The sequence below is a fragment of the Lysinibacillus sp. GW247-5R2A genome, from assembly GCF_059424475.1.
Genome location: NZ_JBWKZL010000011.1, coordinates 140970 through 167481 on the forward strand (window position 1 = coordinate 140970; position 26512 = coordinate 167481).

At 36.5% G+C, this 26512-nt stretch carries 32 protein-coding genes; 15 read left to right on the forward strand and 17 right to left on the reverse strand.

Annotated features, from left to right (window positions below):
- Window positions 1-23: 23 nt before the first annotated feature.
- Both AC07YC_RS17280 and AC07YC_RS17285 read right to left on the reverse strand, forming a co-directional pair.
- Window positions 24-812, reverse strand: a complete 789-nt coding sequence (locus AC07YC_RS17280) for a class I SAM-dependent methyltransferase (RefSeq protein ID WP_144787881.1) — start codon at window positions 810-812, stop codon at window positions 24-26.
- Window positions 800-1231 (reverse strand): BrxA/BrxB family bacilliredoxin, encoded by a 432-nt coding sequence (locus AC07YC_RS17285; RefSeq protein WP_144787882.1) that lies wholly within the window; start codon window positions 1229-1231, stop codon window positions 800-802. The genes AC07YC_RS17280 and AC07YC_RS17285 overlap by 13 nt, the downstream gene beginning before the upstream one ends.
- A gap of 914 nt (window positions 1232-2145) precedes the next feature.
- On the opposite strand from AC07YC_RS17285, the gene AC07YC_RS17290 reads away from it, so the two are divergent.
- Window positions 2146-2676 (forward strand): GNAT family N-acetyltransferase, encoded by a 531-nt coding sequence (locus AC07YC_RS17290; RefSeq protein ID WP_494919978.1) that lies wholly within the window; start codon window positions 2146-2148, stop codon window positions 2674-2676.
- Window positions 2677-4117: 1441 nt separating this feature from the next.
- The gene (locus tag AC07YC_RS17295; protein ID WP_080709324.1) at window positions 4118-4240 is read left to right on the forward strand and encodes a YjcZ family sporulation protein; all 123 of its coding nucleotides are present in this window, start codon (window positions 4118-4120) and stop codon (window positions 4238-4240) included.
- A gap of 201 nt (window positions 4241-4441) precedes the next feature.
- Here AC07YC_RS17295 and AC07YC_RS17300 read toward each other — a convergent pair whose 3' ends face one another.
- The 5 genes from AC07YC_RS17300 to AC07YC_RS17320 form a co-directional block, all read right to left on the reverse strand.
- The gene (locus AC07YC_RS17300; protein ID WP_036125478.1) at window positions 4442-4669 is read right to left on the reverse strand and encodes a hypothetical protein; all 228 of its coding nucleotides are present in this window, start codon (window positions 4667-4669) and stop codon (window positions 4442-4444) included.
- 193 nt (window positions 4670-4862) lie between these two features.
- Entirely contained in the window at window positions 4863-5063 is a 201-nt protein-coding gene (locus AC07YC_RS17305) for a cold-shock protein (protein WP_008175097.1), read from the reverse strand.
- 303 nt (window positions 5064-5366) lie between these two features.
- Window positions 5367-5927 (reverse strand): DUF4256 domain-containing protein, encoded by a 561-nt coding sequence (locus AC07YC_RS17310; RefSeq protein WP_494919979.1) that lies wholly within the window; start codon window positions 5925-5927, stop codon window positions 5367-5369.
- 1 nt (window position 5928) lies between these two features.
- A complete protein-coding gene (locus tag AC07YC_RS17315) occupies window positions 5929-6231 on the reverse strand; it encodes an RNA polymerase alpha subunit C-terminal domain-containing protein (RefSeq protein WP_025117081.1) in 303 nt (100 codons plus the stop codon).
- A 91-nt stretch (window positions 6232-6322) separates the two neighbouring features.
- Window positions 6323-7759 carry a hypothetical protein gene (locus AC07YC_RS17320; RefSeq protein ID WP_494919980.1) on the reverse strand — a complete coding sequence of 479 codons (1437 nt, stop codon included), beginning with the start codon at window positions 7757-7759 and terminating at the stop codon, window positions 6323-6325.
- A 434-nt stretch (window positions 7760-8193) separates the two neighbouring features.
- Between AC07YC_RS17320 and AC07YC_RS17325 the strand changes: the two genes are divergently transcribed.
- Window positions 8194-9177, forward strand: coding sequence for an AraC family transcriptional regulator (locus AC07YC_RS17325; RefSeq protein ID WP_494920022.1), 984 nt, complete (start codon window positions 8194-8196; stop codon window positions 9175-9177).
- A 30-nt stretch (window positions 9178-9207) separates the two neighbouring features.
- Window positions 9208-10002, forward strand: coding sequence for an SDR family NAD(P)-dependent oxidoreductase (locus AC07YC_RS17330; RefSeq protein ID WP_217580989.1), 795 nt, complete (start codon window positions 9208-9210; stop codon window positions 10000-10002).
- A 166-nt stretch (window positions 10003-10168) separates the two neighbouring features.
- Here the strand turns inward: AC07YC_RS17330 and AC07YC_RS17335 are convergent, their stop codons facing one another.
- Window positions 10169-13387, reverse strand: coding sequence for a collagenase (locus tag AC07YC_RS17335; protein ID WP_494919981.1), 3219 nt, complete (start codon window positions 13385-13387; stop codon window positions 10169-10171).
- A gap of 404 nt (window positions 13388-13791) precedes the next feature.
- Here AC07YC_RS17335 and AC07YC_RS17340 point away from each other — a divergent pair, with 404 nt between their 5' ends.
- Window positions 13792-13923, forward strand: a complete 132-nt coding sequence (locus AC07YC_RS17340; protein WP_175423118.1) for a YjcZ family sporulation protein — start codon at window positions 13792-13794, stop codon at window positions 13921-13923.
- A gap of 102 nt (window positions 13924-14025) precedes the next feature.
- On the forward strand, window positions 14026-14253 hold the full coding sequence (locus AC07YC_RS17345; RefSeq protein ID WP_336634934.1) for a hypothetical protein: 228 nt from the start codon (window positions 14026-14028) through the stop codon (window positions 14251-14253).
- A 556-nt stretch (window positions 14254-14809) separates the two neighbouring features.
- Here the strand turns inward: AC07YC_RS17345 and AC07YC_RS17350 are convergent.
- The 3 genes from AC07YC_RS17350 to AC07YC_RS17360 form a co-directional block, all read right to left on the reverse strand.
- Complete coding sequence (locus tag AC07YC_RS17350) at window positions 14810-14935, reverse strand: hypothetical protein (protein WP_494919982.1); 126 nt, start codon at window positions 14933-14935, stop codon at window positions 14810-14812.
- A 66-nt stretch (window positions 14936-15001) separates the two neighbouring features.
- Window positions 15002-15199, reverse strand: coding sequence for a hypothetical protein (locus AC07YC_RS17355; protein ID WP_031419964.1), 198 nt, complete (start codon window positions 15197-15199; stop codon window positions 15002-15004).
- Between the two features lie 9 nt (window positions 15200-15208).
- Complete coding sequence (locus AC07YC_RS17360) at window positions 15209-15904, reverse strand: hypothetical protein (RefSeq protein ID WP_336634935.1); 696 nt, start codon at window positions 15902-15904, stop codon at window positions 15209-15211.
- A 329-nt stretch (window positions 15905-16233) separates the two neighbouring features.
- Between AC07YC_RS17360 and AC07YC_RS17365 the strand changes: the two genes are divergently transcribed.
- The gene (locus AC07YC_RS17365) at window positions 16234-16704 is read left to right on the forward strand and encodes a DinB family protein (protein WP_494919983.1); all 471 of its coding nucleotides are present in this window, start codon (window positions 16234-16236) and stop codon (window positions 16702-16704) included.
- Window positions 16705-16739: 35 nt separating this feature from the next.
- On the opposite strand, the gene AC07YC_RS17370 is transcribed toward AC07YC_RS17365, so the two are convergent.
- Window positions 16740-17360, reverse strand: a complete 621-nt coding sequence (locus AC07YC_RS17370) for an HAD family hydrolase (protein WP_494920023.1) — start codon at window positions 17358-17360, stop codon at window positions 16740-16742.
- A gap of 16 nt (window positions 17361-17376) precedes the next feature.
- Window positions 17377-17775, reverse strand: a complete 399-nt coding sequence (locus AC07YC_RS17375; RefSeq protein ID WP_494919984.1) for a pyrimidine dimer DNA glycosylase/endonuclease V — start codon at window positions 17773-17775, stop codon at window positions 17377-17379.
- Window positions 17776-17853: 78 nt separating this feature from the next.
- Here AC07YC_RS17375 and AC07YC_RS17380 point away from each other — a divergent pair, with 78 nt between their 5' ends.
- Window positions 17854-18315, forward strand: a complete 462-nt coding sequence (locus tag AC07YC_RS17380) for a GNAT family N-acetyltransferase (RefSeq protein WP_402797569.1) — start codon at window positions 17854-17856, stop codon at window positions 18313-18315.
- A 101-nt stretch (window positions 18316-18416) separates the two neighbouring features.
- Here the strand turns inward: AC07YC_RS17380 and AC07YC_RS17385 are convergent, their stop codons facing one another.
- The 3 genes from AC07YC_RS17385 to AC07YC_RS17395 form a co-directional block, all read right to left on the reverse strand.
- Window positions 18417-19184 carry a copper amine oxidase N-terminal domain-containing protein gene (locus AC07YC_RS17385; RefSeq protein WP_494919985.1) on the reverse strand — a complete coding sequence of 256 codons (768 nt, stop codon included), beginning with the start codon at window positions 19182-19184 and terminating at the stop codon, window positions 18417-18419.
- 177 nt (window positions 19185-19361) lie between these two features.
- A complete protein-coding gene (locus tag AC07YC_RS17390; RefSeq protein WP_494919986.1) occupies window positions 19362-21134 on the reverse strand; it encodes an oleate hydratase in 1773 nt (590 codons plus the stop codon).
- Window positions 21135-21436: 302 nt separating this feature from the next.
- Window positions 21437-21691, reverse strand: coding sequence for a hypothetical protein (locus AC07YC_RS17395; RefSeq protein WP_336634940.1), 255 nt, complete (start codon window positions 21689-21691; stop codon window positions 21437-21439).
- Between the two features lie 200 nt (window positions 21692-21891).
- Between AC07YC_RS17395 and AC07YC_RS17400 the strand changes: the two genes are divergently transcribed.
- The 5 genes from AC07YC_RS17400 (at window position 21892) to AC07YC_RS17420 (ending at window position 24371) form a co-directional block, all read left to right on the forward strand.
- Window positions 21892-22293 carry a CBO0543 family protein gene (locus AC07YC_RS17400; RefSeq protein WP_336634941.1) on the forward strand — a complete coding sequence of 134 codons (402 nt, stop codon included), beginning with the start codon at window positions 21892-21894 and terminating at the stop codon, window positions 22291-22293.
- A gap of 263 nt (window positions 22294-22556) precedes the next feature.
- Complete coding sequence (locus AC07YC_RS17405) at window positions 22557-22865, forward strand: hypothetical protein (protein WP_494919987.1); 309 nt, start codon at window positions 22557-22559, stop codon at window positions 22863-22865.
- A gap of 107 nt (window positions 22866-22972) precedes the next feature.
- Window positions 22973-23167 carry a hypothetical protein gene (locus tag AC07YC_RS17410; protein WP_336634943.1) on the forward strand — a complete coding sequence of 65 codons (195 nt, stop codon included), beginning with the start codon at window positions 22973-22975 and terminating at the stop codon, window positions 23165-23167.
- A 110-nt stretch (window positions 23168-23277) separates the two neighbouring features.
- Window positions 23278-23907: a LysE family translocator gene (locus AC07YC_RS17415; protein ID WP_336634944.1), complete on the forward strand. Its 630-nt coding sequence runs from the start codon at window positions 23278-23280 to the stop codon at window positions 23905-23907.
- A 233-nt stretch (window positions 23908-24140) separates the two neighbouring features.
- A complete protein-coding gene (locus tag AC07YC_RS17420; protein WP_494919988.1) occupies window positions 24141-24371 on the forward strand; it encodes a hypothetical protein in 231 nt (76 codons plus the stop codon).
- A gap of 68 nt (window positions 24372-24439) precedes the next feature.
- Here AC07YC_RS17420 and AC07YC_RS17425 read toward each other — a convergent pair whose 3' ends face one another.
- Window positions 24440-24868, reverse strand: a complete 429-nt coding sequence (locus AC07YC_RS17425; RefSeq protein WP_336634946.1) for a HEAT repeat domain-containing protein — start codon at window positions 24866-24868, stop codon at window positions 24440-24442.
- 337 nt (window positions 24869-25205) lie between these two features.
- Here AC07YC_RS17425 and AC07YC_RS17430 point away from each other — a divergent pair, with 337 nt between their 5' ends.
- Complete coding sequence (locus AC07YC_RS17430; RefSeq protein WP_494919989.1) at window positions 25206-26165, forward strand: bile acid:sodium symporter family protein; 960 nt, start codon at window positions 25206-25208, stop codon at window positions 26163-26165.
- A gap of 63 nt (window positions 26166-26228) precedes the next feature.
- Complete coding sequence (locus AC07YC_RS17435) at window positions 26229-26417, forward strand: hypothetical protein (protein ID WP_336634948.1); 189 nt, start codon at window positions 26229-26231, stop codon at window positions 26415-26417.
- Window positions 26418-26512 lie beyond the last annotated feature (95 nt).

The window sequence follows — 26512 nt, forward strand, 5'->3', positions numbered from 1 at the left end:
GAGGCCTGTCTTAAAACAAGCCCCTACACTTCGAGAACACCATAATGAAACTTAGCTGTCACTCGCTCATATTGCTGAAAATGATACTTCGTAAACCATTCTGATCGAAAATGAGCCTTCAGCACCACACGCTTTTTCGCGACCCGCTTCGCTTCTTGCACCCATTCATCGGTTAAAGTAACATGCTCACCCGCTAAGCGCAATGCCTCGAAATTATTGGACTCTTCAATAACTTCCTCGAACATAGGATCCATATAAACGACATCAAACGCATTCGCTGGTAATGTTTTTAAATAATGAACTGCCTCGGACTGAACGACCTCGATTTGTCGCATACAGGCCGTTAACGGTAGCTCTGTTGTATCATAACTTTGCATGCCCTGCCGGACAATAAAGGCGACATTTGGATTTGCCTCTAGGCCTACAATGCGCCCAGTTTCCCCAACGATATAAGCGGCTAACATCGCATCCGCCGCTAGTCCAAGCGTACAATCCAGCACTGTGTCTCCTAGCTGAAGCTGCGCGGCCTCTAAAAATGGCTCTGCCTCACCTCGAGCAATCCGTTTTAAGCGAAATGCCGCAGAATTGGGATGGAAGAAAAACGGCTCCTCTGCCCCAAAAGCATAATAATCATAGCGATTTTTCCCCGCCACTATAATATTTGCCTGAAACGCCTGTGACATCTTCCGAACAGAGCGCTTTTTCCTCGGCTCAAATGCAGCCCCTAATGTTTGACACGCAAAAGCAGCGAGCGCCATCGATTCATCGTCTGGTCTGCCCGCTGTTGTTACAATCGTATTTATTGCTCGCATGTTTGTTCTAATACGCCAGCTAAATGGGAAACAATTTGCTCCACAGGGAAGCCTTCAATTTGTTCACGTGGAATAAAGTAAGCCAATTCCCCATCCTTTAAAATCGCCATGGAAGGTGAGCTTGGTGGTACTTCATCAAAATAACCGCGCATTGCTGCAGTCGCCTCTGGGTCCTGCCCCGCAAACACTGTCACAAGATGATCCGGCTTCACTGCCGCAATCGCCTCACGCGCTGCTGGACGAGCAAGCCCTGCCGCACAACCACACACAGAGTTAATGACTACTAACGAAGTCCCCTTCGTCTCTGCCATAAATTCATTTACCGCTTCAGCCGTCGTCAGCTCCGTAAACCCAGCTCCCACTAGCTCCTCACGCATCGGTTTCACAACCTGCTTCATATATTCATCATAAGCGTTCATGCTTTTACCCTCTTTCATATGTATTCGCAAACCTTATTATAGCAAGGTTTTGTGTGAATGTACAAAGACATGCTTTTTGTTTGATTTCGGGGGTTTTCGGGGGAAATGTGATTGTTTCGTAAAGAATCGTATTTTTTATTAGAGTTGTTACACAAAAAATGAAATTAGCAAAATCATAGTGACTTTTTTCATGGTAATAAAAAAAACCAGGCTCACAAAATTAATTGAGTCCTGAGTTTAAGTGCTTTAAATTATTTATTCTAATTCATGATAAATATTAGATAAAGTGTTTCCATCGATTGTAGCATTTTCAAAAAGTTCATCTATACTATTAAAATCCTGAGCAAAAGAATCTTTTACCTAGATAAATAATACTTTTTTAAATCCTGGCCCAATTGATATTTTTTTGCAATTCAATGTATTCTTCTAGACTCATTTTTAATAGCCCGCTCCTCTTTGTCCATTCAGCCAATCATGTCTATGCGAAACTTTAGGGTGTGCTTTGGGATTCCCATGGTCTGTATAATCGAAGTCCATATTAGCGTTTTTGCAGGTAAACTGCATCCTTAACTAGATGAAAGATTTTTTGCTTTTTCACCATCATTTTTTGCATTTCAGTAAGCTTTAGCTTCAAAAAAATCTACCATTTAATTATAAATCCATGCACCTGCTACTATTATAACACCAGCTACAGTCTAGACGTACTGCAACTTTAAGTTCCCGAAACGAGAGCCCTCCACTCTTCAACCATATATAATAGCTAGAACGTCGGTCTGTCCTCCCCCCAAACTTTCAATAAACATCAAAAGGTACAGGGTCATATTTTTTACTCATATGTAAGGTTTTCATTAAGCACCTGAACATTGTAGGTTTTGGTTAATTTTGTAGAATGAATGAAAGGGAGGCGAGCTAGCTTGGAATTCACAACAGAAAGATTAATAATTAGACCTTTCAAGAATACCGATTTACAGGATGTATTTGCGATTTATAATAATGAAGATACTTGTAAATTCCTATTACATAATCAATGGACACATGAAAATAAGGAGAAAAATTTTAATAAGAAACTAGCAAATATTTTACTCTCTCAAGAGTCAATGTTAAGTTTGGCAGTTGTCTATAAGAATAAAGTCATTGGTGATTTATCTGTATGGTATACAGATATGAAAGATACTGTTGAAATTGGATATAGCTTTTCCAATGAAGTGGCTGGGAAAGGTTTGGCAACCGAAGCAGTAAGTAGTTTAGTAGTTCAATTATTTGATGTTTTTAATATACATCGTCTACAAGCTATGCTGGATGCACGAAATATCGCTTCACAAAAATTATGTGAACGAATAGGCATGAGAAAAGAAGCCCATTTCACACAAGATTTTTGGAGTAAAAATGAATGGACGACCGATAGCATTGTGTATGGCATGTTAGCCTCTGATTTGAAGAAGTAGAATTAGTTATTTACTGTGCTAACGGAGGGCTCATACTTTACCATTTACCATTTGTTCAGCCCTCCAGTTAGATACATATTAAAAAGCATTCAAATTATCGGAGGATGCTTACTAAAAAAGATTATTCAGCTTTAAGCTTCGAAGTCTTCATCCAATTGACGCTTTACTGAATAATGTAGTGTCATCCCCTTCCCTTGCTTTTACTATTTATTTTGTAATCTGAAATAAAGAAAAAGAGGGAAAGCCCTAGTAAAATAACGGGGAGGAAAAAGAGTCCTGCATCATATTTGACGGAATGCTCCATTTTTATGCCAAACAAATAGATGAATAATGTAAATGAAAAACATAATGATAGTGTCCCTGCTAAACTTTTCATTCAAATCCTCCTTCTATCAATCAGATAAAATAAAACATGAATAAGTACCTGGCCCACTTCTAGTTATTTTCGTTTTACAGCCCCATCAATTGCAGCTATCCACTCCTTTCCACCATAACGACAATGGTGGTTTCCATACCTTCCCTATCAAACATCTTCATTCTTTGAGAGATAAAAAAGTTTAAATCAAGCACGGCTCATCTACGTCAGCCAGATGTATTCCACACTATAAATTTAGATTCAGATTCCATGCATGAGCGGAAAAATCAGACATTGGTGGGCTTGAATTTCGTTTAAAGGCATATTATGTAACTGCCACAGTACGCACATATAAAGCGTTGTGAATTATACGTTGCAACACAGTTTGCCAAATAAAAGCTTAACCACCTACCGTTTCATCGCCCCCATTGATTATTTACAGCACATTTTATAGTATACTTATCATTACTTAATATTCCAATATTAGGTTAATTGAAAGCCCTATGCTTCCTTTTGACATTCTTCATCAGCCTGTATTTTAGTGGTTCCCCAAATAAAATATAGTCCCATAAAAAATGAAAGAGGTGGTTAATCATTAGTGAGCATGACTATAAAAAGTATAAAATTTATCCAAAATCAGAAAGATATACGGCTGTGTTTTTATTAGCCTCTGTAATGGTTTGGGGAATTTATGATCGGATTACGACAGGGGAGATCGGGGCTCCTTGGTATATAATTATTTCCACTTCTGTATTTAATACCATCCTTAGAACATATTATGCAAGAAAAGAAAAAAGGCGAAACATGAATATGTAATGATGGTTCAAATAGGTGTAGTCTCTATCTGAAGCATGTGCTCGTGCGCTTGCATTTTTTGATCGTCGAATTTCATACAGTTCGTTAATCGCTTAGTCTCCGTTAAAAATATCCACACCGTTCCACTTTATCTGTTTCCTTTTGTATCCCATTCAATTTCTCCTTCATGAATTCAATTTTTAACTTTTTTCTGATGTGTCCTATGACATTTATCGCTAATCATCTGGTTAGGCATACATATTATAAATTATCGAAAGGAGGTTTATCATTATGTCTGGATACTATGGTGGTAACGGTGGAGGCTACGGGAATGGTACAGGGTTTGCACTTCTCGTTGTTCTATTCATACTTCTCATAATCGTTGGAGCTGCTTTCCTGTATAATTCATATTAATATCTTTATAAGGGAACACCCTATTAATCCGTCCCGTGAAAACAATAAATCCTCCAATACTGGTAATAACAATAATCCATGTACCTATCTATTTTTTGAGTCACTTTCGGGTGACTCTTTTAATTTTTTCCGCCTCCCTTTTCATTACGGACGACATGATAAAAAGCCACTCCGACATGGGATATGGCCTTCGACATAAAATTAATCAAATTGGATAGTCTGTTGCACGATGGATACCTTATAAACGTCTTTCGTATTAATTAATATCGATTTAAAATGTTCTGTTTCCGTAAAGGTATACCATGGTTTCTCGTTGAACCCATTAAAAACTTCTTCTGTAAAAGTTTCTTGTCCAATATTAGTTTTAATTTTATATTCTTCTTCGCGACTTTCGTTAAAGTGGAACTTCACTGTATATTCATAATCCATGAACCAACACCCCCCATCTATCTTTATCATGGGATAAATAGTGTAGAAGTAATCATAAGACATATAAATGTAATAAAATCCCACTCTATTGTAAGAGCTCTTATGTAATCCATAGAAAAAAACCAGGTACTCATTATAAATGAGCGCCTGGTTTTATTATTACCCGATAATGGGTATTGAAAGCATGCAAATATTAAAGTTTTACGATGTTTGCAGCTTGTGGTCCACGTTGACCATCTTCGATTGTGAATTCTACTTTTTGGCCTTCTTCAAGTGATTTGAAACCTTCACCTTGGATAGCTGAGAAGTGTGCGAATACGTCTTGTCCGCCTTCTACTTCGATGAATCCAAAACCTTTTTCTGAGTTAAACCATTTTACTGTACCTTGTGTCATTTGAATGACCTCCATTAATTGTATTAAATAAAATCTTACATCGTTCAAGAAAAAATTCACATATTGCAAAAAGTATCAAAAAAACACGATTACTCTTTGTAATATGTGAATTCATTGTTTCTTTAGGACCGATTTTATTAATATCATTGTATAATAAAAAACCATATTTGTCTAGTACTAAGTAAAAAAAACCATAAACAATTATTTGGCTCATTATATGTTTGCGTGTATTTCTAAAAAAACTCAGGTAATCAAGTCAATTGATTACCTAGAGAAAATTGTTTTTTCATGATTATTTTCCACTTAAACCTTCAGTGATCCTCGAAAACCTCTAGCTGCATAATAAGAATCTGCCCCATTATGATAGAGGAAGATTGTGTCGTAGCGACGATCACAGAAGATAGCCCCGCCCAGTTTACGGATTTTTTCAGGGGTTTGAATCCAGCTTGATGTTTTTAAATCGAATTTACCTAGTTGCTGTAACTCTCGATATTGTTCTTCCGTTAAAAGCTCAATCCCCATTTCTGCTGCCATATCCATTGCGGTCGTTTCGGGTTTATGATTTTTTCTTGCTTCCCATGCCTCTCGGTCATAGCATACACTTCTGCGACCTTTTGGACTTTCTGCCGAACAATCATAAAACATATATTCATCCGAATTTGGATGATAGTGAACGACATCCGGTTCTCCGCCAGTTGCTTCCATTTCATGGAGCGACCACAGTTTGTCTACATTCGCTTCCAGCTTAGCCTGTATATTTGTCCACAGAAGGCCTTCGTGGCGATTCATATTTTTCTCAAATCGAGCTTGCAATGTTTGCAATAGTTCCTCGCGTTGTTCAACTGATAGTTCTTTATTTGTCATTTTAGTTTTCTCCCTCACGCTTAAATGATAGTCCCTCTTCTTCCAATGAAGCCCTCATCATGGGGATTGACGCTGGTCCAATTCCATGAATTTTTAATAGATCTTTTTCGGTGTATTTGGATAGTTCATGCAAGGTATCAATCCCCTCGTGAACTAAGGCATTTCTTGCAGGAGAACTCAGTTTTGAAAGGAAACCACTCGTAGGCTTATTTTCTTTATCGCAGGTCGGGCAGCTTGGACAATCCGTGCTTTTGTAAAAACTATGTCCTTTTTCGCAAAACCTTAAACGTTTTTCTGCTTTCACTATTATCCCTCCAACATACATACTATTAGTTTATAGTATCATATTTCACCTGTCGGAATGATACGAAGAACTGTATCAAAATTTGTTTGATTTAAAACGTTTGTAATTGGTTATCTGTTAAATTTTGTACGCCCATATATTGAACTTTTGGTTCTCCATCCACATATTTAACCACCGCATATCTTTGTATATTTGGCTTTAGCAATTCCCGAGCATCCATTGGCCAACTTGCAATGTCCTTCTTGAACATTTCCTCAGAAGTGACCGTCACATCTTTTGTTAAGGAATAATCTAAGCTATTGAATTCAGAGTCAAGAAATGTTACATAATATACATCATTAGATACCTTATAGACATCTTGATAATTACGATGAATGGAATCGAAATAAAAGCCAGTGGGATAGATATAAAACTTACCTAACTCATAGGTTACAATGTCTTGGCTATCTCTCGATGGAAAATTCATACTATCTATAGCAAGTTCAACACCGAATGCTTCTTTATATTTCGCTTGAACGATAGCTCCATCGAAAACCATTTCGCCGTTTTCCGAATACTCATGATCAATATTGTACCTTTGGACAACGTCTAACACTAAAGACATGACAATTTGCAGGTCATGATGATTAATTTGTCTCATACTACTAAATTCATCTAATGCATCAACAATCTCTTTCTTTTTATCCTTCTCAAGTAATTCTTCTTTGCCTACAATATTATTTACACTCGGCGCAAGAGTTGCAAGGGTTTTTCCAACAATAGTGGCTGGACTTGAAGCGTCAAAGCCGTAATTTTTCTCAGCAAAATTACTAATCAGTATGGGGCGTTCCTCTCCATCATATCGTGCAAATTCTTCTTCGAACGTCATTCGATCTGTTTCCTCATCATTTAATGTATAAAAAAGGTCGCCTTCATTATTATGACCGAAATTACCGGACACAACTAAGTCCATCTCTGATTTTTTAGGATCCTTTGCGTAAACCCATATGTTGTTATTAGCAATACCTTGACTCATTTGATGGGAAAACATTTTAAGGAAAGTACGACCATCCTTCCCCTTTACTAAAGAAACATTCATGTCACAAGCGGAACATACTAATTTGTCAATTTCACTTGAAAAAGATAGCAACGCATCTTCTCCATTAGCATTTCCCGTCCAAATTTCTTGTATGTAATTATCTTTATTACGATGAGAATAGGCGGATAATGGGTAGTCAATTCCTTTCATGAATGTATAAACCTCGTTAACACCATCATTATCAAAATCGACTAATTCCGCATACAAAACTCCTCTATCATGTTCATTTTCTGCAAAAGTATGCATGTCATATGTATAACCTAATGTTTCAACTGCTTCAGAGAGTTTTTCGTATAATTGACGATTGACCACTTGCTTTTGCCTTTCTTGATCGTTTGTGACTATTTTTTCAGCATCCTCAGCTTTAGCAGTAGGTGTCTCCTTTACTCCGTTAGAACATCCATACATCAGTACAACTAAAAATAATAATAATAAAAAACTTTTTTTCATTTACAGCTACAACCTTTCAAACCTTAATAATATCTATATCAATTTCCTATATTTACTACTTTATACCAATATGACTAGGCTGTATCTAGTAAAATTTTGATTTTACGTAAACACTATAAGAAAATAACCAAAAGGATGTTTATAAAAATATGTTACACAATGTAATTCCGTTCCTAGTAGTAGAATAACTTGATGACAATTAAATTCTTTCTGATACTTCTATATATGTACCGGTTATTTTCGAAAAGTAATGCCCCGTTGTCATTCAAAAAAATTTGGCGCAATTTGCAAGTTGGTAGTCAGCGTTTGCTAGTTACATGGCGTGATGAAAAAGATACTATATATACTGTTCCGTTTAAACGAAACTTCTTAAAGACAATCAATGAATAAAGGAGCCTGATACATTGACGTTACATACCTCTACTCGTATTAAAATGCCGGTAGGATTTTGGGAGGGGCTCCGTCAATTAGGGATAGCCCCTCACGATGTCATGCGAAAAGCACAAGTACCTATCACTTTGATGACTGAACCAACTGTTTCGCTAGCACAATATTACGCGATTTGGCAGGCATATGCCGATCACATGGACGACATGGCTAAAGGAATCATCCAACTGGCAACTAGCTTTGATAGCAAGCATTACCCACCAACCGTCTTAGCAGCTTACCATGCTCGTGATTTCCGTGATGCTCTCAAGAGAATGGCACGCTACAAACAATTGTGCCCGCCTGAGAGCCTCCGTATTACGGAGGAGGGAGAGAATTGTACAATCGAGCTGCAATGGTCAGATAGGGAGCAGCCGGGTCCGCCGATGCTTGTTGGCCTCACACTGGCCTTTCTTCTTGAGCTTGGACGGCGAGGAACGGATAGTCCCTTGACAGTAAAATGCGTTGAATTTTCACATTCAATGGGTGATATACAAATACTTGAAGCCTATTTCGGTTGTCGTATCCAGATAGGTACAAAATGTACCCGGTTGACGTTACATCGAGCGGATTTAGACCGTCCCTTTTCTTCATATAATTTGGAGCTATTAGAGATGCTGACTCCGCTTCTAGATCAATCGTTGAGCGAGCACCAACAAAGCCGTTCGCTTACCGAGACGGTCAAGTGGATGATAAAACGTAGCTTAATGGGAGGACGCCCAGACATTCAGACGGTTGCCAGCGAGTTAGGGATGAGCGACCGTACTTTACAGCGTCGACTTTCAGACGAATGTACGAGCTTTAAGCATCTGTTAATGGAAGTTAGACAGGAGCAGGCGCAGGTTTATTTAGCAGACCCCTCTCTTGATATTAAAGAGGTCGCCTTTTTAATTGGCTATGAAGATCAAAACTCGTTCTATCGTGCCTTCCGCCTTTGGAAAGGTGATACACCAGCAAATTGGCGTACTAAACAGATAGAAACAAATGATTAAATTACTATAATAATAAAGGAGAAATAGCGTATGGATATGGGATTGAACAATAAAACAGCTTTAGTTACTGGATCAACGAGAGGTATAGGGAAAGCCATTGCTTTTGAGCTTGCCAAGGAAGGTGTTCATGTACTCATTAATGGGCGAAATTATAATGAGGTAGAACGCATTGTAAATGAAATAAAGTCAGCTTACCCATCTACGTCTCCTCAAAATGCCACAGCCGATCTTGCAGATACCCAGCAAAGAGAAGCTTTATTCGAAAAGTATCCCCATATAGATATACTCGTGAACAATATGGGTATTTATGAAATGATGTCCTATGAAGATGTTGACGATGAGATATGGGAAAAATACTTCCGTACGAATGTTTTGGCAGCTAATAGTCTATGTAAATTTTACTTACCTACAATGCTAGAAAATGAGTTCGGCCGCATTATTTTTATCGCCAGTGAAGAAGCCATTATGCCTTCTGGGCAAATGCCTCAATATTGTATGACAAAAACGATGCTCCTCTCTTTGTCAAAAAGCCTATCTCAATTAACCAAAGGAACAGAGGTTACTGTCAATACAATTATGCCTGGCCCAACACTTTCTGAGAATGTGTATGCAATCATTGATAGCATGTATGCTAATCAAGAGATGAGCTTTACCGAGAAAGAGCACAAATTTATGACTACAAACCTCCCTCAATCGGAAATACAACGATTCATCAAACCCATTGAAATTGGGCGAATCACGACCTTTATTTGTAGTCCCTATGCTTCCGCCTTTAAAGGCTCTCCGATTCGTATGGACGGAGGTATGATACCGACTATCTTTTAATATGTAGAGCTCAAAAACATATAGCCGATGATCACCACTACGGCGAGTCGAGCTGCCTATCTTATGTGTCGCTGCCCTTTAACTTATGCTATAAAAGCCATCAAGAGTGTGAACTCTCGATGGCTTTGTCATATTTTTAAACTGTTATTTACCTTCTATCCATTCATTACTGTACATGAACGGTATATGTTCCGTTCTCATTCTCAAATTTATAAACATATAAATAATACTTTCCAGGCTTTGCATTCAATTTACCGTTTATCATGTTTCCGTCTTCCTGTCCAAAAGACGCATAATTTTGACTATCAGATTCATGATATAGCACCCATGTCATGCCAATTTGATTTTCATTTACAACAGAAATATCTATTTCTTTAGGAGATGTAACATTGAATTCGTATACATCCGTATGATCATCCTCCATTAAACTACCGTTTAGTGGTGTATGAAATGGAAGCATAGTGGCTTCTTCTGGACGATTGTTTGGTTCAATCTCCGTTTTTGTACTATTTTGTACTTGAACAGTATATGTTCCATTTTCATCATCAAACTTATAAACGTATAAATAATACTTTCCTGGTTTCGCATTGTACTTACCTTGTATTGTCTGTCCATCTTCCTGTCCATACGCTACATAGTTTTGCTTATCAGATTCATGATAAAGCACCCATGTCATGCCAATTTGATTTTCATTTACAACAGAAATATCTATTTCTTCTGGCGATGTAATGTCAAATTGATAGATATTTGTATCATTATCAATCAAACTACCTTTTAGTGGTTTATTAAATGGAATGATCGTCGCATGTTCTTGCCCTGTCTGTCCTCCTTTCCGTATAGTGGCAGTTGTTTGCCCTTTACTTTCTTGTCCCTTATTATTTTTCACAGTTAACGTCACTTTGTAAGTTCCTTCATTTTCGTAAACATGCGTAGGGTTTGCTGCTTCACTTGTTGCGCCATCACCAAAATCCCAAAGATAAGAAACTATTTCTCCATCCGTATCCTTTGACCCATCACTGTTAAATTGAATTTTTTCATTGATTATGCCAGTATACGGACCATTTACCTGTACAATTGGTGCTTGCGTTTCTCCGTCATCAGTGGAAACGCCGTGGAATACTACATCATACTCGAACTGGTTTGCCGCATTTACTCGATAGTTGACAAAGTACGCAGTCATTGTTTTATAGCCGCTCCACTCTTTTTGAGACAGTTGCGCTAGCACTTGATTTACTTGCTCACTCATCGTTTTCCAATCTTGAGATTCACCCTGTGTAGCACCACCTACATATGTTCCCTCGAGTGTAAACGTATTAAAAAATTGAGACTGGTGTTTCGTCATATTTGCATCTTTCACATGTGCAATATCGACAATTTCTTGCTGTACTTCGGTTAACGCTTTTGGTTCATGCGGCATTAAATAATCCTCTGCTACTTGTGGTACCTCGTATGTTTCTTGGTTATCGATCAATTGCTGCATATACGCTTGGTATTCCATATTCAGCTGTGAATCTTTACTCAAAGTGTCACGATAGGCATCATAATTTTTCACATCGTTCGCGCGGATTAAATCTTGAATTCTATCAAACATATCGAATTGATGCGTATACATATAAGACTGTAATGCAAATGAATAATTATAAAAATCCCAGGAACCATATGTGGCAAACATTGTTTGTTCAGCAGTATAGCGTTGTGATGGATCCTGTGACAGCCCACTAATAATGCTCTTACGAGGCACAACATCATTTGTACGTGTTGACCCTGCAAAAAATTCTGCATTCCCTTCCTGGAACCATGTTAGTCGCTCATTTTGATACATATCCCCCGTCCCGAATAAACCAGGCACCTCAAATCTACCTTGTAAAAAGTGCGTATATTCATGACGGAACAGCTCTTCCAAGCTATAAATACTTTGCTCGGGTGTTCGTTCATATGTAAAGAATGTTCCAGTCTCTTCTATATAAATACCACCATTATTTGTTTCATATCCGTACAATTGACGGTTTAGTCGGTACTGATCAGGAGAGTTATAAATGACAACGGTTAAGATATCGTCAGCATTACCAGGCTCTAGTGCTTGATCATTCCCGATGACACGATGATATTGTGCCTTTACCTCTTTTGCAGCCCAGTATAATCTTTGAATTTTATCTTCTGTTACTTGATCTCCCGTTTTGAATACAATGGATCCATCATCAAATGTATATGTTTTCGGTAGATACTGTTTTTTTCCTTCTTCGCGTACTTTTTGTAAATCAACCGTATTTCCGTTTAAATCACGTCCACCATAATTTGTCGTAATTTGCTCTACTGCCACAAAATAAGCTTCACTTAAATAAGGATACATATGCATCGCTTGTGTAACCACTTCTAAACCTTTATTTGGATTGCTATGGAATTGCCCTAAACGTCCTGCATAATAAATGCCATTATTAATTAACCAACTATTGCTATCCGTCACATTATGTAGTAGAGCAATGTTATTAACTTCCTCTATGAAGCTATCAATCTTCCCATACCACATCGTTGTATTGGCCTCTTTACGAGTCTCATATAAATACGACTGCATATCATAATCAATGCCGTGTATTAAATCGTAAATAGCTTGTCCTTTTGAATTCTCACTTTCATAGGTAGAAAGATTTTCATTATATTGTTTTAAAATGTTCGTAGCATGTTGAACGGTTTCCACATCACTAGAAGCATTACCTATTAATTTTCCATAGGCAGATACAACTTTATCTTGCTCATCTGTACCAAGTTTAAAGTTTGGATTTTTGGCTATTTCATTTAAGGCTGGTAAACACTTATCTTGAAAACTTCTCTCATTTAAATAACCTAGTTCATCATTATAGAACGCTACATAAAAAGCAGAACGCAGTACCTCAACAAATGTTTCAATCCCCTTTGAATCATCCTTCGTAAATGAATTCCCTCTATTCCCTAATTCATTAATGATTACTTGCATACGCTCTTCATTTTGATAAAAAGCTTTTGTGTCATCATTAAATTGGAATAAGTCTGTAATTTGGTACCAACGGATACTGCCCAGCGTATGGATGAGGTCACGATCGCTCATTTTATTAAGCTCTGCCATCGAGTACTGCTCCTGCAATTGCTGTGTATCCATCTGTTCCATAATTGGTGCTGGATGTTGTGAAAAATCTCCAATTTCTAAACGTTCTTCATAGGATAATGTTTCTTCAGCCATTGTCGAATGCACCATTTCATCTTTCGACATTTCTATGCCAATGGGTTTCATTTGTAATACATTATACGGCGTTTTTTCTGCTGCCGATGCTTCCGCCTGTAGTCCACCTAACGAAATGGCCATTGTACTAACCCCAATTAACAACTGATTGAATGTAAATTTTTTCTTCATTCTATATCCTCCTATAGTCCTATTTATAATTTTCGTCAATATAGTTATTATTTGGTACTATATTACCTATATTAAAATAACATATTATGTAAAAATATCAACATCAAATGTTATATTTAGGAATATTTTCTTCCATATTTTGAACACTAAGACACATTTAGATCGTTTCCTTATTAAAAAAAGAACCCGAGATGCGGATTCTTTTTAGGCGTGATCATACAAGCGGAGAGAATACCCTTCTTTTCCTTTTGGCTCGCTAGATTTCCTTACATTATGATATTCTTGAAAATAAATAAGCTAGTACAGGGTAAATACCATTTCTCTGCCCTCCCCTCCTACATATTATAGGTTGTAGAAAGGGGGGATCTTCAATGGGATACGGATACGGCGGAAATGTAGGTAATATGAACAACGGCGGTTGTTATTATGGCGGCGACAATGGCGGCAGCTATAACGGTTCATCTTTTGTATTAATCGTAGTTCTTTTCATTCTTTTAATTATCGTTGGCGCTAGTTTTATGAGTGGTGGATACTAATACATCCCATTAGCACCTAAAAAAATCCCTTCAATATAATGAAAGGGTCACTTAAACCAGCCTAGTGATCCTTTTGCTTTTCACAAAGGAGCGATTCGTTTTTTGCAGCATTATAAACCGAGTATTTTTATGAGAATAATAAAAGGGCTCATTGGCTCTGCATTACTAACGATGGGTCTCATGTTCGTCGTAATCACTGTAGACGACAAGCAATTTCTCCAAAATGTATTAGTAAGAATTATCGGTGTCAGCAGTATTTTTATAGGCATCCAATTATTACATAAACAATTTCATCCTCATTCATACAATAAACCAGGTACGCCTAAATAAAGGGTACCTGGTTTATTTTTTTACATTTATCCTAAAGTCGATAAATAGATCCCTTTTTTATTGCGAAATCGTTATGATGGTCTATAAATCCTAGTTATCTTATCATATAAATAGTAATGTTAAGCGAAAAGCGTTTAACTAGGCATCTCCTGATTTGTTACTATGGGGTACTTCCTATGAGTGCCCCTCCCATTTTTCGGTCATTGAATATGCGAGATAAGAACGGTCTACTTCATTCATTTGGTTAATCGTTATTAACATTGAAAGTAAGCATAATAATATTGTTTTGCCATAACTAAAAAAAGTGAACATAATCAGTTGTAAATATAGTAGGTTTTTTGTTTTTGAGTAAATCCTCATCGATATAAACTTAGGAATTTTCCCAGAACCATCAATAATGAAGCACAATATAATACAAATAAACAAAAAATCCCCTTATTAAACCAAAATATTCTATTAATTCGCTACCAAAAGGAAAGCGAAAATGGTAGCTCTATTTACGAATACATGCACTCCTAATATTTTTTTGTGACTAGTGTTTAATTTATTATTGTTTTCATTGTTTTTGTTCTTTATTTCCTTCTTCGATATATAAAACATTATAAATCTTTAATTTCCATTTTCTAATAGCTTCAGATAAAAATTTAAAGCCTGTGAATTTTAACTGTTCGTCAAAATTCACAGGCTTTTTAAGTAGAGATTGTTTTTCCCAACCCCTTTTATTCTCTTTATTAATTTAATAAATATATTACTCTCTTTTTGCATCTAATCGCCGACGAAATACTAAAGCTGCAACAGCGAATATAATGAATGCTATTGTTGAAGCAGCTGTAACCATCAGTACCACATTTCCAATTGGAGATTTGAATAACAACGCGACCGAGATGATTAAAACGGCCCCAGTTATACCCATTCCCAAAATCGAGATTGCCAAAACCTTATGCATCTATTCACCTCACAGGTAATTGAAACAAGCTACCGCTCCGGCAATACCACCGGCACCAATAACTGCATATGCACCAATACATGCAGCACATATCGCAGCAGTCACTGGTGTCGGTGTTGCACACGAACCACCACACGCAACTGCAATAATATATGCCGCCGTAGCACCAATACCAAGTACTGCACCCAGACAACTTGCCACTGCTCCTACACCCGTCGCTTCCATAACTGGCTCCTCTGCAAGCATCTCTTCATCTGTAATATATGCAAGCTCAGTATCCACAGAATTACTACGTGATCCATCCAAATACGTCTCAACTCGGAAGTTTCCTAAATCATTCTTGGTAACCAACATTTCATTTGTTTGTAATACAGTATTATCCTCATCGAAGAATACTGTTATATTACTAGGAAGGCTATAATCCCCATGCAAAGGAACTGTAACAACCGTAACTCCACCACCAACAGTGTACACACTCGAACCTTCCAAATCAAAAGCAGACACAGGAGCTACATTCTCAACTTCACCCTCCTTGACTGCTCGGAGCGTCGCATTTACCAGTTCCTTAGCAAGTTTGCCAGAAACTACAACAACACTCGAAGAATCCTTAGCTTGCACGGACATATCTTGAGCTGGAGAAAAACCTAAACAAAAAATAGTAAAGATCATTAATACTGGCAAAATTATTTTTTTCGCCTTCGACATAATAAAACCTCCTATTTTTGGTATTTTGTTACACACTTTATTAATTCAACACCCAATTGGAATATACCTTCTATAAAAAGTAATTTTTTACATTTAATCTTAAAAAGAATTATCTGTTGCTACTCTCAATCCTTAAAGATTTGGGACAAAAAGAAAAAATGTTAGAATTGACGAGTCAATCAGATGATGAAGAAAAAAAGAGCGCAAGCCAAGTTTATAGATTTTTTACATAAACAATTGAAAAACCGTCCTCTAGATTGGTAGAAATAACTTCCAACGGAACATATATTCGTGTATAATTTTAGTATATTAGCGAATGGAGGAAGAATATGAACGCAATTGATCTACTTGTATTAAATTTCGAGGAAGTGCGGAGACGTAGTATTAAGCTATGGACATCTATCCCCCAAGAACAGTTACGTTGGAAGCCCGATCATGAGGCAATGTCTTGTATCGAGATGATACGACATGTGCTTGAAAGTGAACATTATTACCACCAGGCGATTAAAAATAAAGGCAGTCTAGCTACGTATGAATCTCCATTTGAAAACCGGCCTTACACCACTGTTGAAGCAGAACTATTATGGGCAGAGCCTTATCGACTTGAATTTATGGAAATGGTTCAATCATTCGCGAATGAGGATTTAACAAGGATTCAAATTGACCGCTCAGATGTAGGATACATAAGAGATTTGGGAGATATGTTGCTGAGGGTTGCCTACCATGAATCCGTTCATACGGGGCAATTACTGGATTATTTACGAACAGCAAAAGTGACGATCCCGAAAATTTGGGATTAATGATGAAAGGTGTATCACTAGTAGATACACCTTTTTTAAATGAGCGTTAAAATATCCTTCGGTTCCTGTAAAACATAATCCGCCTCTTCGTACCCCTTAGTCGTTTTGGCCCCCCACAGAGCAAGGGCAAATTTGGCTCCTGCTTGTTTTGCGCATTGCAAATCATATATCGAATCCCCAATATAAATAGCATCCTCAGGGGTTACCTGCAATAATTCCAGACAGGCTAAAAGAGGCTCTGGGTGAGGTTTATGTTGCTCCGTATCACTGGCACTAATAATTTGCGTGAAATAATTACTTAACCCAAAAGGATCAAACTCATCTGTTACTTCTTGTCTTGTTTTCGATGTAACAATGCCGAGCTGTATCGGTTTACTTGCTAAGGATTGGATGACCGCTTCCAATTTGGGAAAGACCGAAACCTCCTGTGAAAAATCAAGAACAGCTGTAGACCATTTTTGATGAACCGTCTCTATATTATCAACGTTTAGCTGTTGTAATGTGTCCTTCCCTGGAATGCCTAGGGCAAACCTTAATTCATCCAAAGCATACTCTTTTGCTGTTTCCTCACGCAATGTCCTTTGCAGCGATTGTAAAATCGCTTGTTCTGTATCCAAAATCGTTCCATCTACATCAAAAATAATCGCCTGTAGCATGACCATTCCACCTTCCTTATAAATGATTGCTTTTGACAAACATACATAATTGTTGGTACCTGTCCTCATCATAATCTTTCTGACCGCGTATAAACTTCTCTTTTAAATTATAAAAACAAATGTCAAGATATTCCTTATTATGATGCTGCTTGAAAGGTATTTTTTCCTCGACTGCCCCTAACTCCTCAAAGTATTTGTTCATCTTTTCAAATGTTCTAATTTGATAGCCACGCTTTTTCATTTCGCTAATGACCATTTCCGTATAAATAAACAAGTCGTCTTTAGGATATTCGTATAGATAATTAATGAGTATATGCTTATCTTCCTTGGCAAATATACTATTTAATTCTCGCCATTGTGAAAGTAGCTGCCCTTTTGGTAGGAAGGCTATTAAATCTACATGCCATAATCTCATGCTCTCTCCCCTTTCTATTACTCACCCAATCATGTAAAATATTCCATATTAGTAAAACACAAATGGAGGTATATTACTATGGAAATAAAAATTGCCACACTTGATGCCATTCCACAAATCGAGGTGTTATACCAAGAGCTCTTTTTAGAAATGTCCATTCTACAACCTAAATATATCAGACCTACTAAACAAGATGTCAATTTTATTCGCTTTACAATTATCGAGGAAGATTCCGATATTTTAATTGCTGAAAAAGATCATGAAATCGTTGGGTTTTTATTACTAAAGGAAATGACGACCCCTCGCTATACATGCATGGTTGAATACAAATACGCGTTTATTATTGATGTCATTGTTGGCAAGCGATATCAAAGTAAAGGAATTGGAACGGCCCTACTGCTAGAAGCGAAAAAATGGGCTGATACACGCAAATTGGATTATTTGGAGTTGAACGTTCTGTCTGGAAATAAAGGAGCTATCGCTTTATATGAAAAACTTGGGTTTCAGGATATGAACCATACGATGCGCTTTGAGTTGTAGAGAGCTCTCAAGCAATGAAAAACTTGCGCTCAGCCCTTAATATGCATATAATCAAAAAGTCGCCTATACGAAAGGGCGACTTTTTTGATGTTTATTTCGTTTTATGGCATAGGCTGATAAATATTTTCGCTCAAAGAACCTATTACCCATTGATTATTTCTCTTCGTTATTAAAATCTGCTGAGAAATTTCATTAGATTGATTAGGTAAACTCTCTCTACGATAAATATACAAATTTGTTTCTTTTGGATAATAATAATTATAACTTGTTGTATATGGAGCTAAATCTGTATAGGTTACATTTCTCATAATAATTAAATTAATCATTTCATCAGTAAAGTATGGCTTTAAGTATTGTCTTTTTTGCGCGACATTCGACAAATTCTTCACTTTGTTAATCGCCTCATCGAGTAGCTTATAGCCATCTCGATAAAACAGTGGTTGTGCATAAACAACGAATCTATTTTGCTCTGAATAGGAACTAGCCATCCGAGCTTTTTTATCCCAATACGTACTATGTCCTAATGCATCACCAATAAATCTAATGGGTAAAAAAATACTGCCATTTTCTAAAAGTAATGAGACATCCATTTGAATTTGCTCATTATTGACTTTTAATACCTTTGAGCCAAGTGTCATTTTCATCACCGTCTTGTCAGTGATGACCGTAGCCGTTTTTGTAGCATTATCCCAATTTACCTTGGCTTTTAGCTTTTCACCTACAGCTCGTATAGGCGCATACAGTCTAGCATTCACGACTTTACCATTGTAGATTTCATAATCCTTTTCACTGGCATAGGCAGTACTTTGGACAGTGCCTACCTGAAATAAAACGACCAGCGCCAGTAAACCACTCACTATTTTTTTCATGATTCCCACTCTTTCATCTTGTCATTATCCGTGTCTTAATATATCATATTTTTACTAAATTTAATAGTTTTATTAAATTCCGTTAAATCTTTCTAGGCTTTTAATAGAAAAAAATAGACAAAGTCCTATTCAAGACTTTGTCTATTTTCTGAGCTGATTTCAGCCAGTATCGCTTGTCTATATTAATTCACTTTCTTTCAGTAAGTCATAAATAATCGTATCTTTTGTTTTGTGAATTCCTAATTTACCAATTTGTTTTAAAATAAATGGTGCATCAATATCTGTTAATTTTTTGCCATCTAATAAGCGAGCAGTTGAAGCTAATAATGTGCGAACATCAAAAGAAGATGCGAATACTTCTGGAACTCCACGATCAATATTTAATAATTGATAGACTGCCTCCATCGCAGTTCTTACTGAATATTCAGTTGTAAAAACGGTATCTCTTACAGTTTCACTAAAGTTGCCAATGAAGGCTAAATTAGCAGACCCTTCTGGCACAACTAGTGGACGATCTCCCATGGCTCTTGGCATGAAGTAAGAGGTGATATAAGGCATATAGCACGGAATCGTATTACAGGAATTTTCGGCGATGTCTGGAATTTCATCAACCGGTACACCCATATGGTAGAGCCACTCTTGTGCTATCTCAATACCTGAACATTCCGTAATGCTTTTTTTAATAAAATCACCTGGTTTATTTGATAGTAAACCATAAATCCAAACGACTAATTGGTCTTTTGGTTGATGTTTAAAGTGAGGTTGTCGGTTTAACGTATAGCTTAGCATCCAATTAGAATCTGTAGCTGTGACAATCCCTCCAGTCACTACTTTGCCTGCATACGGGTCTCTTTTACTAATTTTTTCAATATAAGGTGCCACTCGATCGTCTAAAGTTGTTAGGGTGGCGGAAACAAACCAGCTTTCTTCTGGAAGATGATCACAGAATTTTTCTGGTCGTCCAAAGTCAGTATCCTGGGCAGCGATGTTTTTCCACAGTGACCAGCTTCCACCTAATTCTTTATTAACAGGGGCTGGTGTATAATTATCCCCGTATGTTGTACTCTCCGTAATACTACCATTTGTCACAAATACCAATTCATTTTCTGTAAGTTCAATATTCTTTTTCTCACCATTTTTTCTTAAAACTAATGTATGAGCTACTTTTTTGTCGCCCACTTTATCGACCAAAACATTCTCCACTACCGTATTATATTGAAAATCAACATCATGACCTTCTAAATATTTTATCATCGGCAGCACTAACGATTCATACTGGTTATATTTCGTAAATTTCAATGCTGATAAATCTGGTAATCCACCAATATGGTGAATGAAACGCATAATATAACGGCGCATTTCCATTGCTGAATGCCATTTTTCAAACGCAAACATAGTGGACCAATACAGCCAAAAGTTCGATTCAAAAAATTCCTCTGAGAAAACATCTGTAATTTTTTTATCCTCTAGCTTTTCCTCAGGTGTAAAGAATAATTTAATCATTTCCTCAGATGACTGATCCGATAAGGTGAACTTGCCATCATCCTCAAGTCTTTGACCTCTATCTTTTATTAAACGACATTTTGAATAATTAGGGTCCTCTTTGTTTAACCAATAAAATTCATCTAACACAGAAGCATTGTCTACCTCTAATGAAGGAATGGAACGGAATAAATCCCATAGGCATTCAAAATGATCTTCCATTTCTCGACCACCGCGAATAATAAATCCTCTCGTCGGATTAAGTATGCCATCAAGACTACCTCCTGAAATATCTAACTCTTCCAGAATATGAATGTTCTCACCTTTCATTTGGCCATCACGAATTAAAAAACATGCTGCTGACAGCGAGGCTAGGCCTGAACCAATGAGATAAGCAGATTTTTTATCTACTCCCTCCGGTTTTTTAGGACGTGCGAAAGCTTCATAGTTACCATTGCTGTAATACATATTACCGCCTCCATATTTATTATTCCAATATAGAATAACATGAATTACCACAGAAATGGTAAAATAAGCGAATGATTAACAAAATATTCAAATTCAAAAGAAAGCACTCCATTTGAAGTCCCCTATAATTGGACATAACAGTCGTTTGTATTTTTATAAGTGGATGATGAAGTATGAAAAATCACGATCTACGCCTAGCTCAATGCCTTAAAAAGGAAAATAGAATACAATAATTGGATGTTCAAATTGCATAAATATTATATCGAAAAATCATTCGTCACATAAATTTTGATTCTCCATCGCTAAAACTCTCTTTTATGTTGACCCATTTTTTCATTACCTCTTTTAAAATTGCCTGTCATTTTCGCTAATAATAATTGAACTTCTATTGTCTGTTGTTCCGCTTCATGGATTTTTGCTAAAAGACGCTCTGCCTCTTTTTCCTTAACCACTTTAATTTGTTTCCCCTCGTAATAAATAGCGACAGTCCCTTTTTTCGTAATTTGATATGTAAATGGCTCCTCGCTTAATCGATTTCGTTTATCAATTCCACTCACTTTGTCCAACTCCCGTCCTCATTATTGTCCACATCCATAAAATATTTTTGACGTCTTGTTATTTTCCACATCACCAACATCTGTATGTTTCTACGGTTCTGCAGTAATACTAATTAAGATTAGATTAGTTAGTAATGAAAGGGTAAAAGATGATTTTACATTTATTTTTAGTTTTTCTAATTCCTTGGACGATTTGTCTCATGCATCTATACAAAAAAGATAAAGTATTGCTTTTTTTAGTGGCTCCATTTTTTAGCGTCGTGGCTTATCTCATGAATGCTCTCGGCTTTTATTTCGATTTTTGGGAGGTGCTACCTTTTCCCGAACAAAAAAGTTTTGCTTCACTCCCTTTTGATGTTGGCATATACCCTGTCTTATCCTGCTACTGTATCTATTCCATAAAAATAACGAACAAACCTTTTTTGATTCTATTATTAATGACATTGCTCACCACTCTTTTAGAAGGGATATTTGTTTTCTTTGATAGGGTCATCTATCAAAACGGATGGAATATTTATTTTACCTTTTTCTCCTATTTGCTCCCTTATTTATTTTTGTATGGGTATTATAGATTTTTACTGAAAATACGCGTCCTCCAATAACTTATAGTTTTAATTTCTACTGAAGAGGCAATCAACTAGATATACTAAGCGAACTCAACATATATATAGTAGTAGTTAAGCTAAACTAGTTTAACAACCTCCTGATTTGTTACTTAGGGTCACTTCTAACCAAAGTGACCCTTCATATGTTTAATAGGATTTACATAAGTTATTAGGAAGATTTAGCAAACGTAAAATTTACAATATATTGAAACTTTTCCCTTCCTATTTTCGTTTTCAAATTAAAAAGGAGGAACTGTTCCATGATGAGTATGCTAAATGTGGGAAGCCTAGTCCTTGGATTAATAGCCATATTGTTACCCATTGCTAGTCTTTCAGCTACTTCGAAACTAAGCCAACATTATAGATTAATGTTAAGCATACTAAGTCTAAGTGCTTGTGCTATTTCGATTAGTTTCCAATTATTTTATAATTTCCATCTTGTGAAGATTGAGGATTGGAGTGCTCTTATGGATATTACAAGAAGTTCCGTACTGGCTGTCCTATTCTTATTAGTAAGTACGATTCTATTAAATATCCTCATTCTTATTTTTAAACGAAATGGAGTATAAGACCGAACACGTAGTAACGCTGTTATGAGGCTACTACGTATTTTGTATGATTTCCCTTCTCCACATTTCTATAAATTCAAATAGTTTTTATAAAAGGAGGTGGATGTATGTCAAAAATACCTATTTATATAAAGCTGCTCATTGGTATTGGGATGATTATTATCCTTACCTCACTGTTTCTGTTAAAGGAGCATCCCTATTATTTATGGCTAAGATGGACAGGCAATATTTTATTGATCGTCGGTATTGTACGAATTCCTTTTACAAGGGAAACTGATAAAAAACAAGTCAATATTCGATAAATCCCTTGGACTTTTAGGTAAATTTTCACATAAATAAATCCTTTTATTTCTAAGTCTTTTCCTTTATTATCAATAAGGGCACCCTAAAATAGAGAGATAGAGGTGCTGACATGTTTGGTATTATTCATTATGAAATGTTTTTATTAACAGGGATTTTATTAAATCTAGTTCCTGGCGCAGACACTATGTATATAATTGGACGAAGTATTGCCCAAGGGAAAAGAGCGGGTGTATATTCTGTTTTTGGAATTATTACTGGCTCCCTAATTCATACGTTATTGGTTTCTTTTGGTCTATCACTCATTCTGACAAAATCAATTGTATTATTTACAATCATTAAGGTAATGGGTGTTATATACCTCGCTTATTTAGGAATAAAGATGATACGCGATCAGTCAACGATCGATTTTGAGTCATCTACTAGGACACTAAACTTAAGAAAAATTTATATACAGGGCCTATTTACAAGTTTGACGAATCCAAAGGTTTCCTTATTTTTCATTGCGTTTCTTCCGCAATTTATTGATGTTCACGCATCTGGGCCCATTCCATTCCTCCTTTTAGGCCTTACTTTTACAGCAACTGGACTTGTCTGGTGTTTAGTTGTTGCTTACTTCTCCTCGTATATGACGACAAAATTACGAGGCAATCAAAAGTTTGGACGCCTTCTAAATAAGGCGACAGGAATACTATTTATTTATATGGGCTTCCAATTGCTGCAAACAAAAGCTCCGCATTAATACGAAATTTTACAACTATGCCCCCCACGAACAGCCCCTTCCATTTTGAAGAGGCTGTTTGACTATAAAGTAGGCAACTATCAAAAGAAATGATGCAAATGAGACAAGCGAATTGATCATTTATAAAGTTTACTTAATAATTCTGTGTTGATAGGCAGAATCTTTTCTTCTACAATCAGGTTAGAATGTTGAAGATCATTCTTTTAAGAAAAATTTTCAAAGGGAGAGTGAAAATGGACCTATTACTTTGGATAACTATTGGCTTCACACTAATTGGATTTGTTGTTCTCACTTCTATGAAAAAAGGGATGGAAAGTAAGATCACTTTTATAAAAGCAAATAGGGAAAACGAGGGAAACTCATCAAAAGCTACATCCGTAATTTGGTGGATATGGGGTTCCACTGCTTGGGGGATAGTGAGTATGTTTCTTGTAATTTGGTGGTTGCATAATCATTTTAGATGAACCGCAAAAAGCCATCCCCTCCACAAGCGGAGAGAATGACTTTCCTTCATAAAACGTATTACGACAAATTACAGCTTTGCCCAACGTTCCTCTAACCAGTTCATAAATTGTTCACCTTTGTCGCCTTCATACGCATCAAAGACATCTAAACGCATCCGTTTTAGTTTATCCGCAAAGTCTGCCACTGTATGGTCCTTCGGCAAGCTCTTTTTAACGCGCAGGAAAATTTTATCTGTCCCTTTGATAATATCAAAACGTGCTGGTGATGGCTTCTCTACGTCCTCGCCAAGCGCCGCAAGTGCTTCATAGGCTGCTACCTGCACCTTGTAGACAGTATCATGCTGCATACGATTTATTAATAAATCTATGATATTGTCATGTTGATAAGCCGATAACTTTTCGACTGCATCTAAACGCTCTCGCCAGCTAGATGTATAATTGGCCTGTTTTTTTAATGCTTCATACTGCTCAGGTAATGCTGTTTCAAACTGTTTCAAATAATTGCACCTCTTTTTTTAACTAGAGGAAAAATAAATTCTTTTTCTTCTGCTTCACTTATTATACGTTGTCTTGGTGAAAATAGCGATAATTCGTTAGTAAGGACACATACAGAAAGCTACATTAAGGTGAACCGTATTATAGGGTGCAATCGTTAAACAAGAAATATACTAATCATCTCCCATAATCGGGCGAAATTCTGTATGAAGGATTAGCGCTTGTTTTCATTTGACCGAGGGCTATCGGACCTTCTGCTTTTTTATTTGCTTATCCTCCTATTCTCCTTGTTATTCTTAACATAAAGTTATAAAATCAGATGAAAAAGAAGGTCTTTTGATGTTAGAAAAATTAAATGTATTTCTCCAAAAATACATTGCGATCTTGACACCATTAAGTTTAATTTTAGGTGTATTATTAGAAAGGATAGGACAAAGCTTATTATTCCTCGTATCATGGCTATTTGCTTTCATGACATTTTCAGGAAGCTTACATATGAAATTTAAAGATGTAAAAATCTTTGTGAAGCATCCCGGACTTATTATCTTCTCCATTATTTTTCTTCACCTATTCATGCCATTATGGGCGTATTTCTTATCTACTGTTATCTTTGACGACCATTTGTTAACGGTCGGATTTGTTTTAGCGGTTGCACTTCCAACAGGCGTTACAAGTGTTATTTGGATCAATATTTGCAAAGGAAACTTACCGTTAGGCTTATCGATCATTTTAATCGATACGCTCCTATCTCCATTTATTCTCCCTTTCATTCTTTTCTTTGTGTCGGGTGAAAAAATTGAATTAGACGTTCTCTCGCTTATACTTAGCTTACTCTTAATGATTGTCTTGCCGACGATTCTAGGTATATTCGTGAATGAATGGTCAAAGGGAGAAATACCAAAGAAAATTGGGAAGAAGCTTGCACCTTTTTCAAAGCTATGTTTATTTGCCGTTATTTTAATTAATAGCAGTGCGATCGCTCCATACTTGAAAGATTTTAATCTACACCTATTGTTCGTAATATTATTAGTGTTTCTGATTGCTGTTTCAGGCTATGTTTTCGCCTTTCTAATTGGTCGCTATCTGCTAAAAGACTATTCACATATGGCTACCTTTGTCTATACTGGCGGTATGAGAAATATTGCCGTTGGAGTCATTGTGGCCACAACATACTTCCCAGGTAAAGTAGCAATGCCTGTCGTGTTTGGGATGTTATTTCAACAAGTCCTTGCTTCAATTTTTAGTAAAATGGTGATAAAAAGAACCGCTGTAATGGCTGACAATCAAGTTTCACATTAGGTGGTGTTTTCATAAAAAAAGAATCAAGCTTCATTCGCTAATCTAATTTTTAGGGGGGATGTTATGACTGTTAAAAATAGGAATTTCATTTGTTTCATTAGTGGCTTAGCATTATTTTTAGTAGGAGCCTATAAAATCTTTACCGATCACTTGGAAGCTATGTCCCTACTGGTAGCTTATATATTCTTCGTTTGTGGATTCATAGGGTCTGTTTTTAGTATTCTATCGTTATTTAGAGCAGCTCGAAATTAGCGTGGCTATTCAATAGGAATGGCTTCTATGAAATCATAGACTTTTCCCTTATACTGATAAAAATATATGAATAGGATGGTGTGATCTAGATGATG

Bases quoted from the DNA above. Each gene is read 5' to 3' on its own strand.
- AC07YC_RS17380 (WP_402797569.1), top strand. From the start codon at position 17,854: ATGGAAATAAAAATTGCCACACTTGATGCCATTCCACAAATCGAGGTG.
- AC07YC_RS17305 (WP_008175097.1), bottom strand. From the start codon at position 5,063: ATGACACAAGGTACAGTAAAATGGTTTAACTCAGAAAAAGGTTTTGGA.
- AC07YC_RS17360 (WP_336634935.1), bottom strand. From the start codon at position 15,904: ATGTCGAAGGCGAAAAAAATAATTTTGCCAGTATTAATGATCTTTACT.
- AC07YC_RS17435 (WP_336634948.1), top strand. From the start codon at position 26,229: ATGACTGTTAAAAATAGGAATTTCATTTGTTTCATTAGTGGCTTAGCA.
- AC07YC_RS17330 (WP_217580989.1), top strand. From the start codon at position 9,208: ATGGATATGGGATTGAACAATAAAACAGCTTTAGTTACTGGATCAACG.
- AC07YC_RS17285 (WP_144787882.1), bottom strand. From the start codon at position 1,231: ATGAACGCTTATGATGAATATATGAAGCAGGTTGTGAAACCGATGCGT.
- AC07YC_RS17375 (WP_494919984.1), bottom strand. From the start codon at position 17,775: ATGAGATTATGGCATGTAGATTTAATAGCCTTCCTACCAAAAGGGCAG.
- AC07YC_RS17370 (WP_494920023.1), bottom strand. From the start codon at position 17,360: ATGCTACAGGCGATTATTTTTGATGTAGATGGAACGATTTTGGATACA.
- AC07YC_RS17365 (WP_494919983.1), top strand. From the start codon at position 16,234: ATGAACGCAATTGATCTACTTGTATTAAATTTCGAGGAAGTGCGGAGA.
- AC07YC_RS17420 (WP_494919988.1), top strand. From the start codon at position 24,141: ATGGACCTATTACTTTGGATAACTATTGGCTTCACACTAATTGGATTT.
- AC07YC_RS17415 (WP_336634944.1), top strand. From the start codon at position 23,278: ATGTTTGGTATTATTCATTATGAAATGTTTTTATTAACAGGGATTTTA.
- AC07YC_RS17320 (WP_494919980.1), bottom strand. From the start codon at position 7,759: ATGAAAAAAAGTTTTTTATTATTATTATTTTTAGTTGTACTGATGTAT.
- AC07YC_RS17295 (WP_080709324.1), top strand. From the start codon at position 4,118: ATGTCTGGATACTATGGTGGTAACGGTGGAGGCTACGGGAATGGTACA.
- AC07YC_RS17335 (WP_494919981.1), bottom strand. From the start codon at position 13,387: ATGAAGAAAAAATTTACATTCAATCAGTTGTTAATTGGGGTTAGTACA.
- AC07YC_RS17325 (WP_494920022.1), top strand. From the start codon at position 8,194: ATGCCGGTAGGATTTTGGGAGGGGCTCCGTCAATTAGGGATAGCCCCT.
- AC07YC_RS17410 (WP_336634943.1), top strand. From the start codon at position 22,973: ATGTCAAAAATACCTATTTATATAAAGCTGCTCATTGGTATTGGGATG.
- AC07YC_RS17405 (WP_494919987.1), top strand. From the start codon at position 22,557: ATGATGAGTATGCTAAATGTGGGAAGCCTAGTCCTTGGATTAATAGCC.
- AC07YC_RS17400 (WP_336634941.1), top strand. From the start codon at position 21,892: ATGCATCTATACAAAAAAGATAAAGTATTGCTTTTTTTAGTGGCTCCA.
- AC07YC_RS17280 (WP_144787881.1), bottom strand. From the start codon at position 812: ATGCGAGCAATAAATACGATTGTAACAACAGCGGGCAGACCAGACGAT.
- AC07YC_RS17300 (WP_036125478.1), bottom strand. From the start codon at position 4,669: ATGGATTATGAATATACAGTGAAGTTCCACTTTAACGAAAGTCGCGAA.
- AC07YC_RS17390 (WP_494919986.1), bottom strand. From the start codon at position 21,134: ATGTATTACAGCAATGGTAACTATGAAGCTTTCGCACGTCCTAAAAAA.
- AC07YC_RS17430 (WP_494919989.1), top strand. From the start codon at position 25,206: ATGTTAGAAAAATTAAATGTATTTCTCCAAAAATACATTGCGATCTTG.
- AC07YC_RS17355 (WP_031419964.1), bottom strand. From the start codon at position 15,199: ATGCATAAGGTTTTGGCAATCTCGATTTTGGGAATGGGTATAACTGGG.
- AC07YC_RS17385 (WP_494919985.1), bottom strand. From the start codon at position 19,184: ATGAAAAAAATAGTGAGTGGTTTACTGGCGCTGGTCGTTTTATTTCAG.
- AC07YC_RS17340 (WP_175423118.1), top strand. From the start codon at position 13,792: ATGAACAACGGCGGTTGTTATTATGGCGGCGACAATGGCGGCAGCTAT.
- AC07YC_RS17310 (WP_494919979.1), bottom strand. From the start codon at position 5,927: ATGACAAATAAAGAACTATCAGTTGAACAACGCGAGGAACTATTGCAA.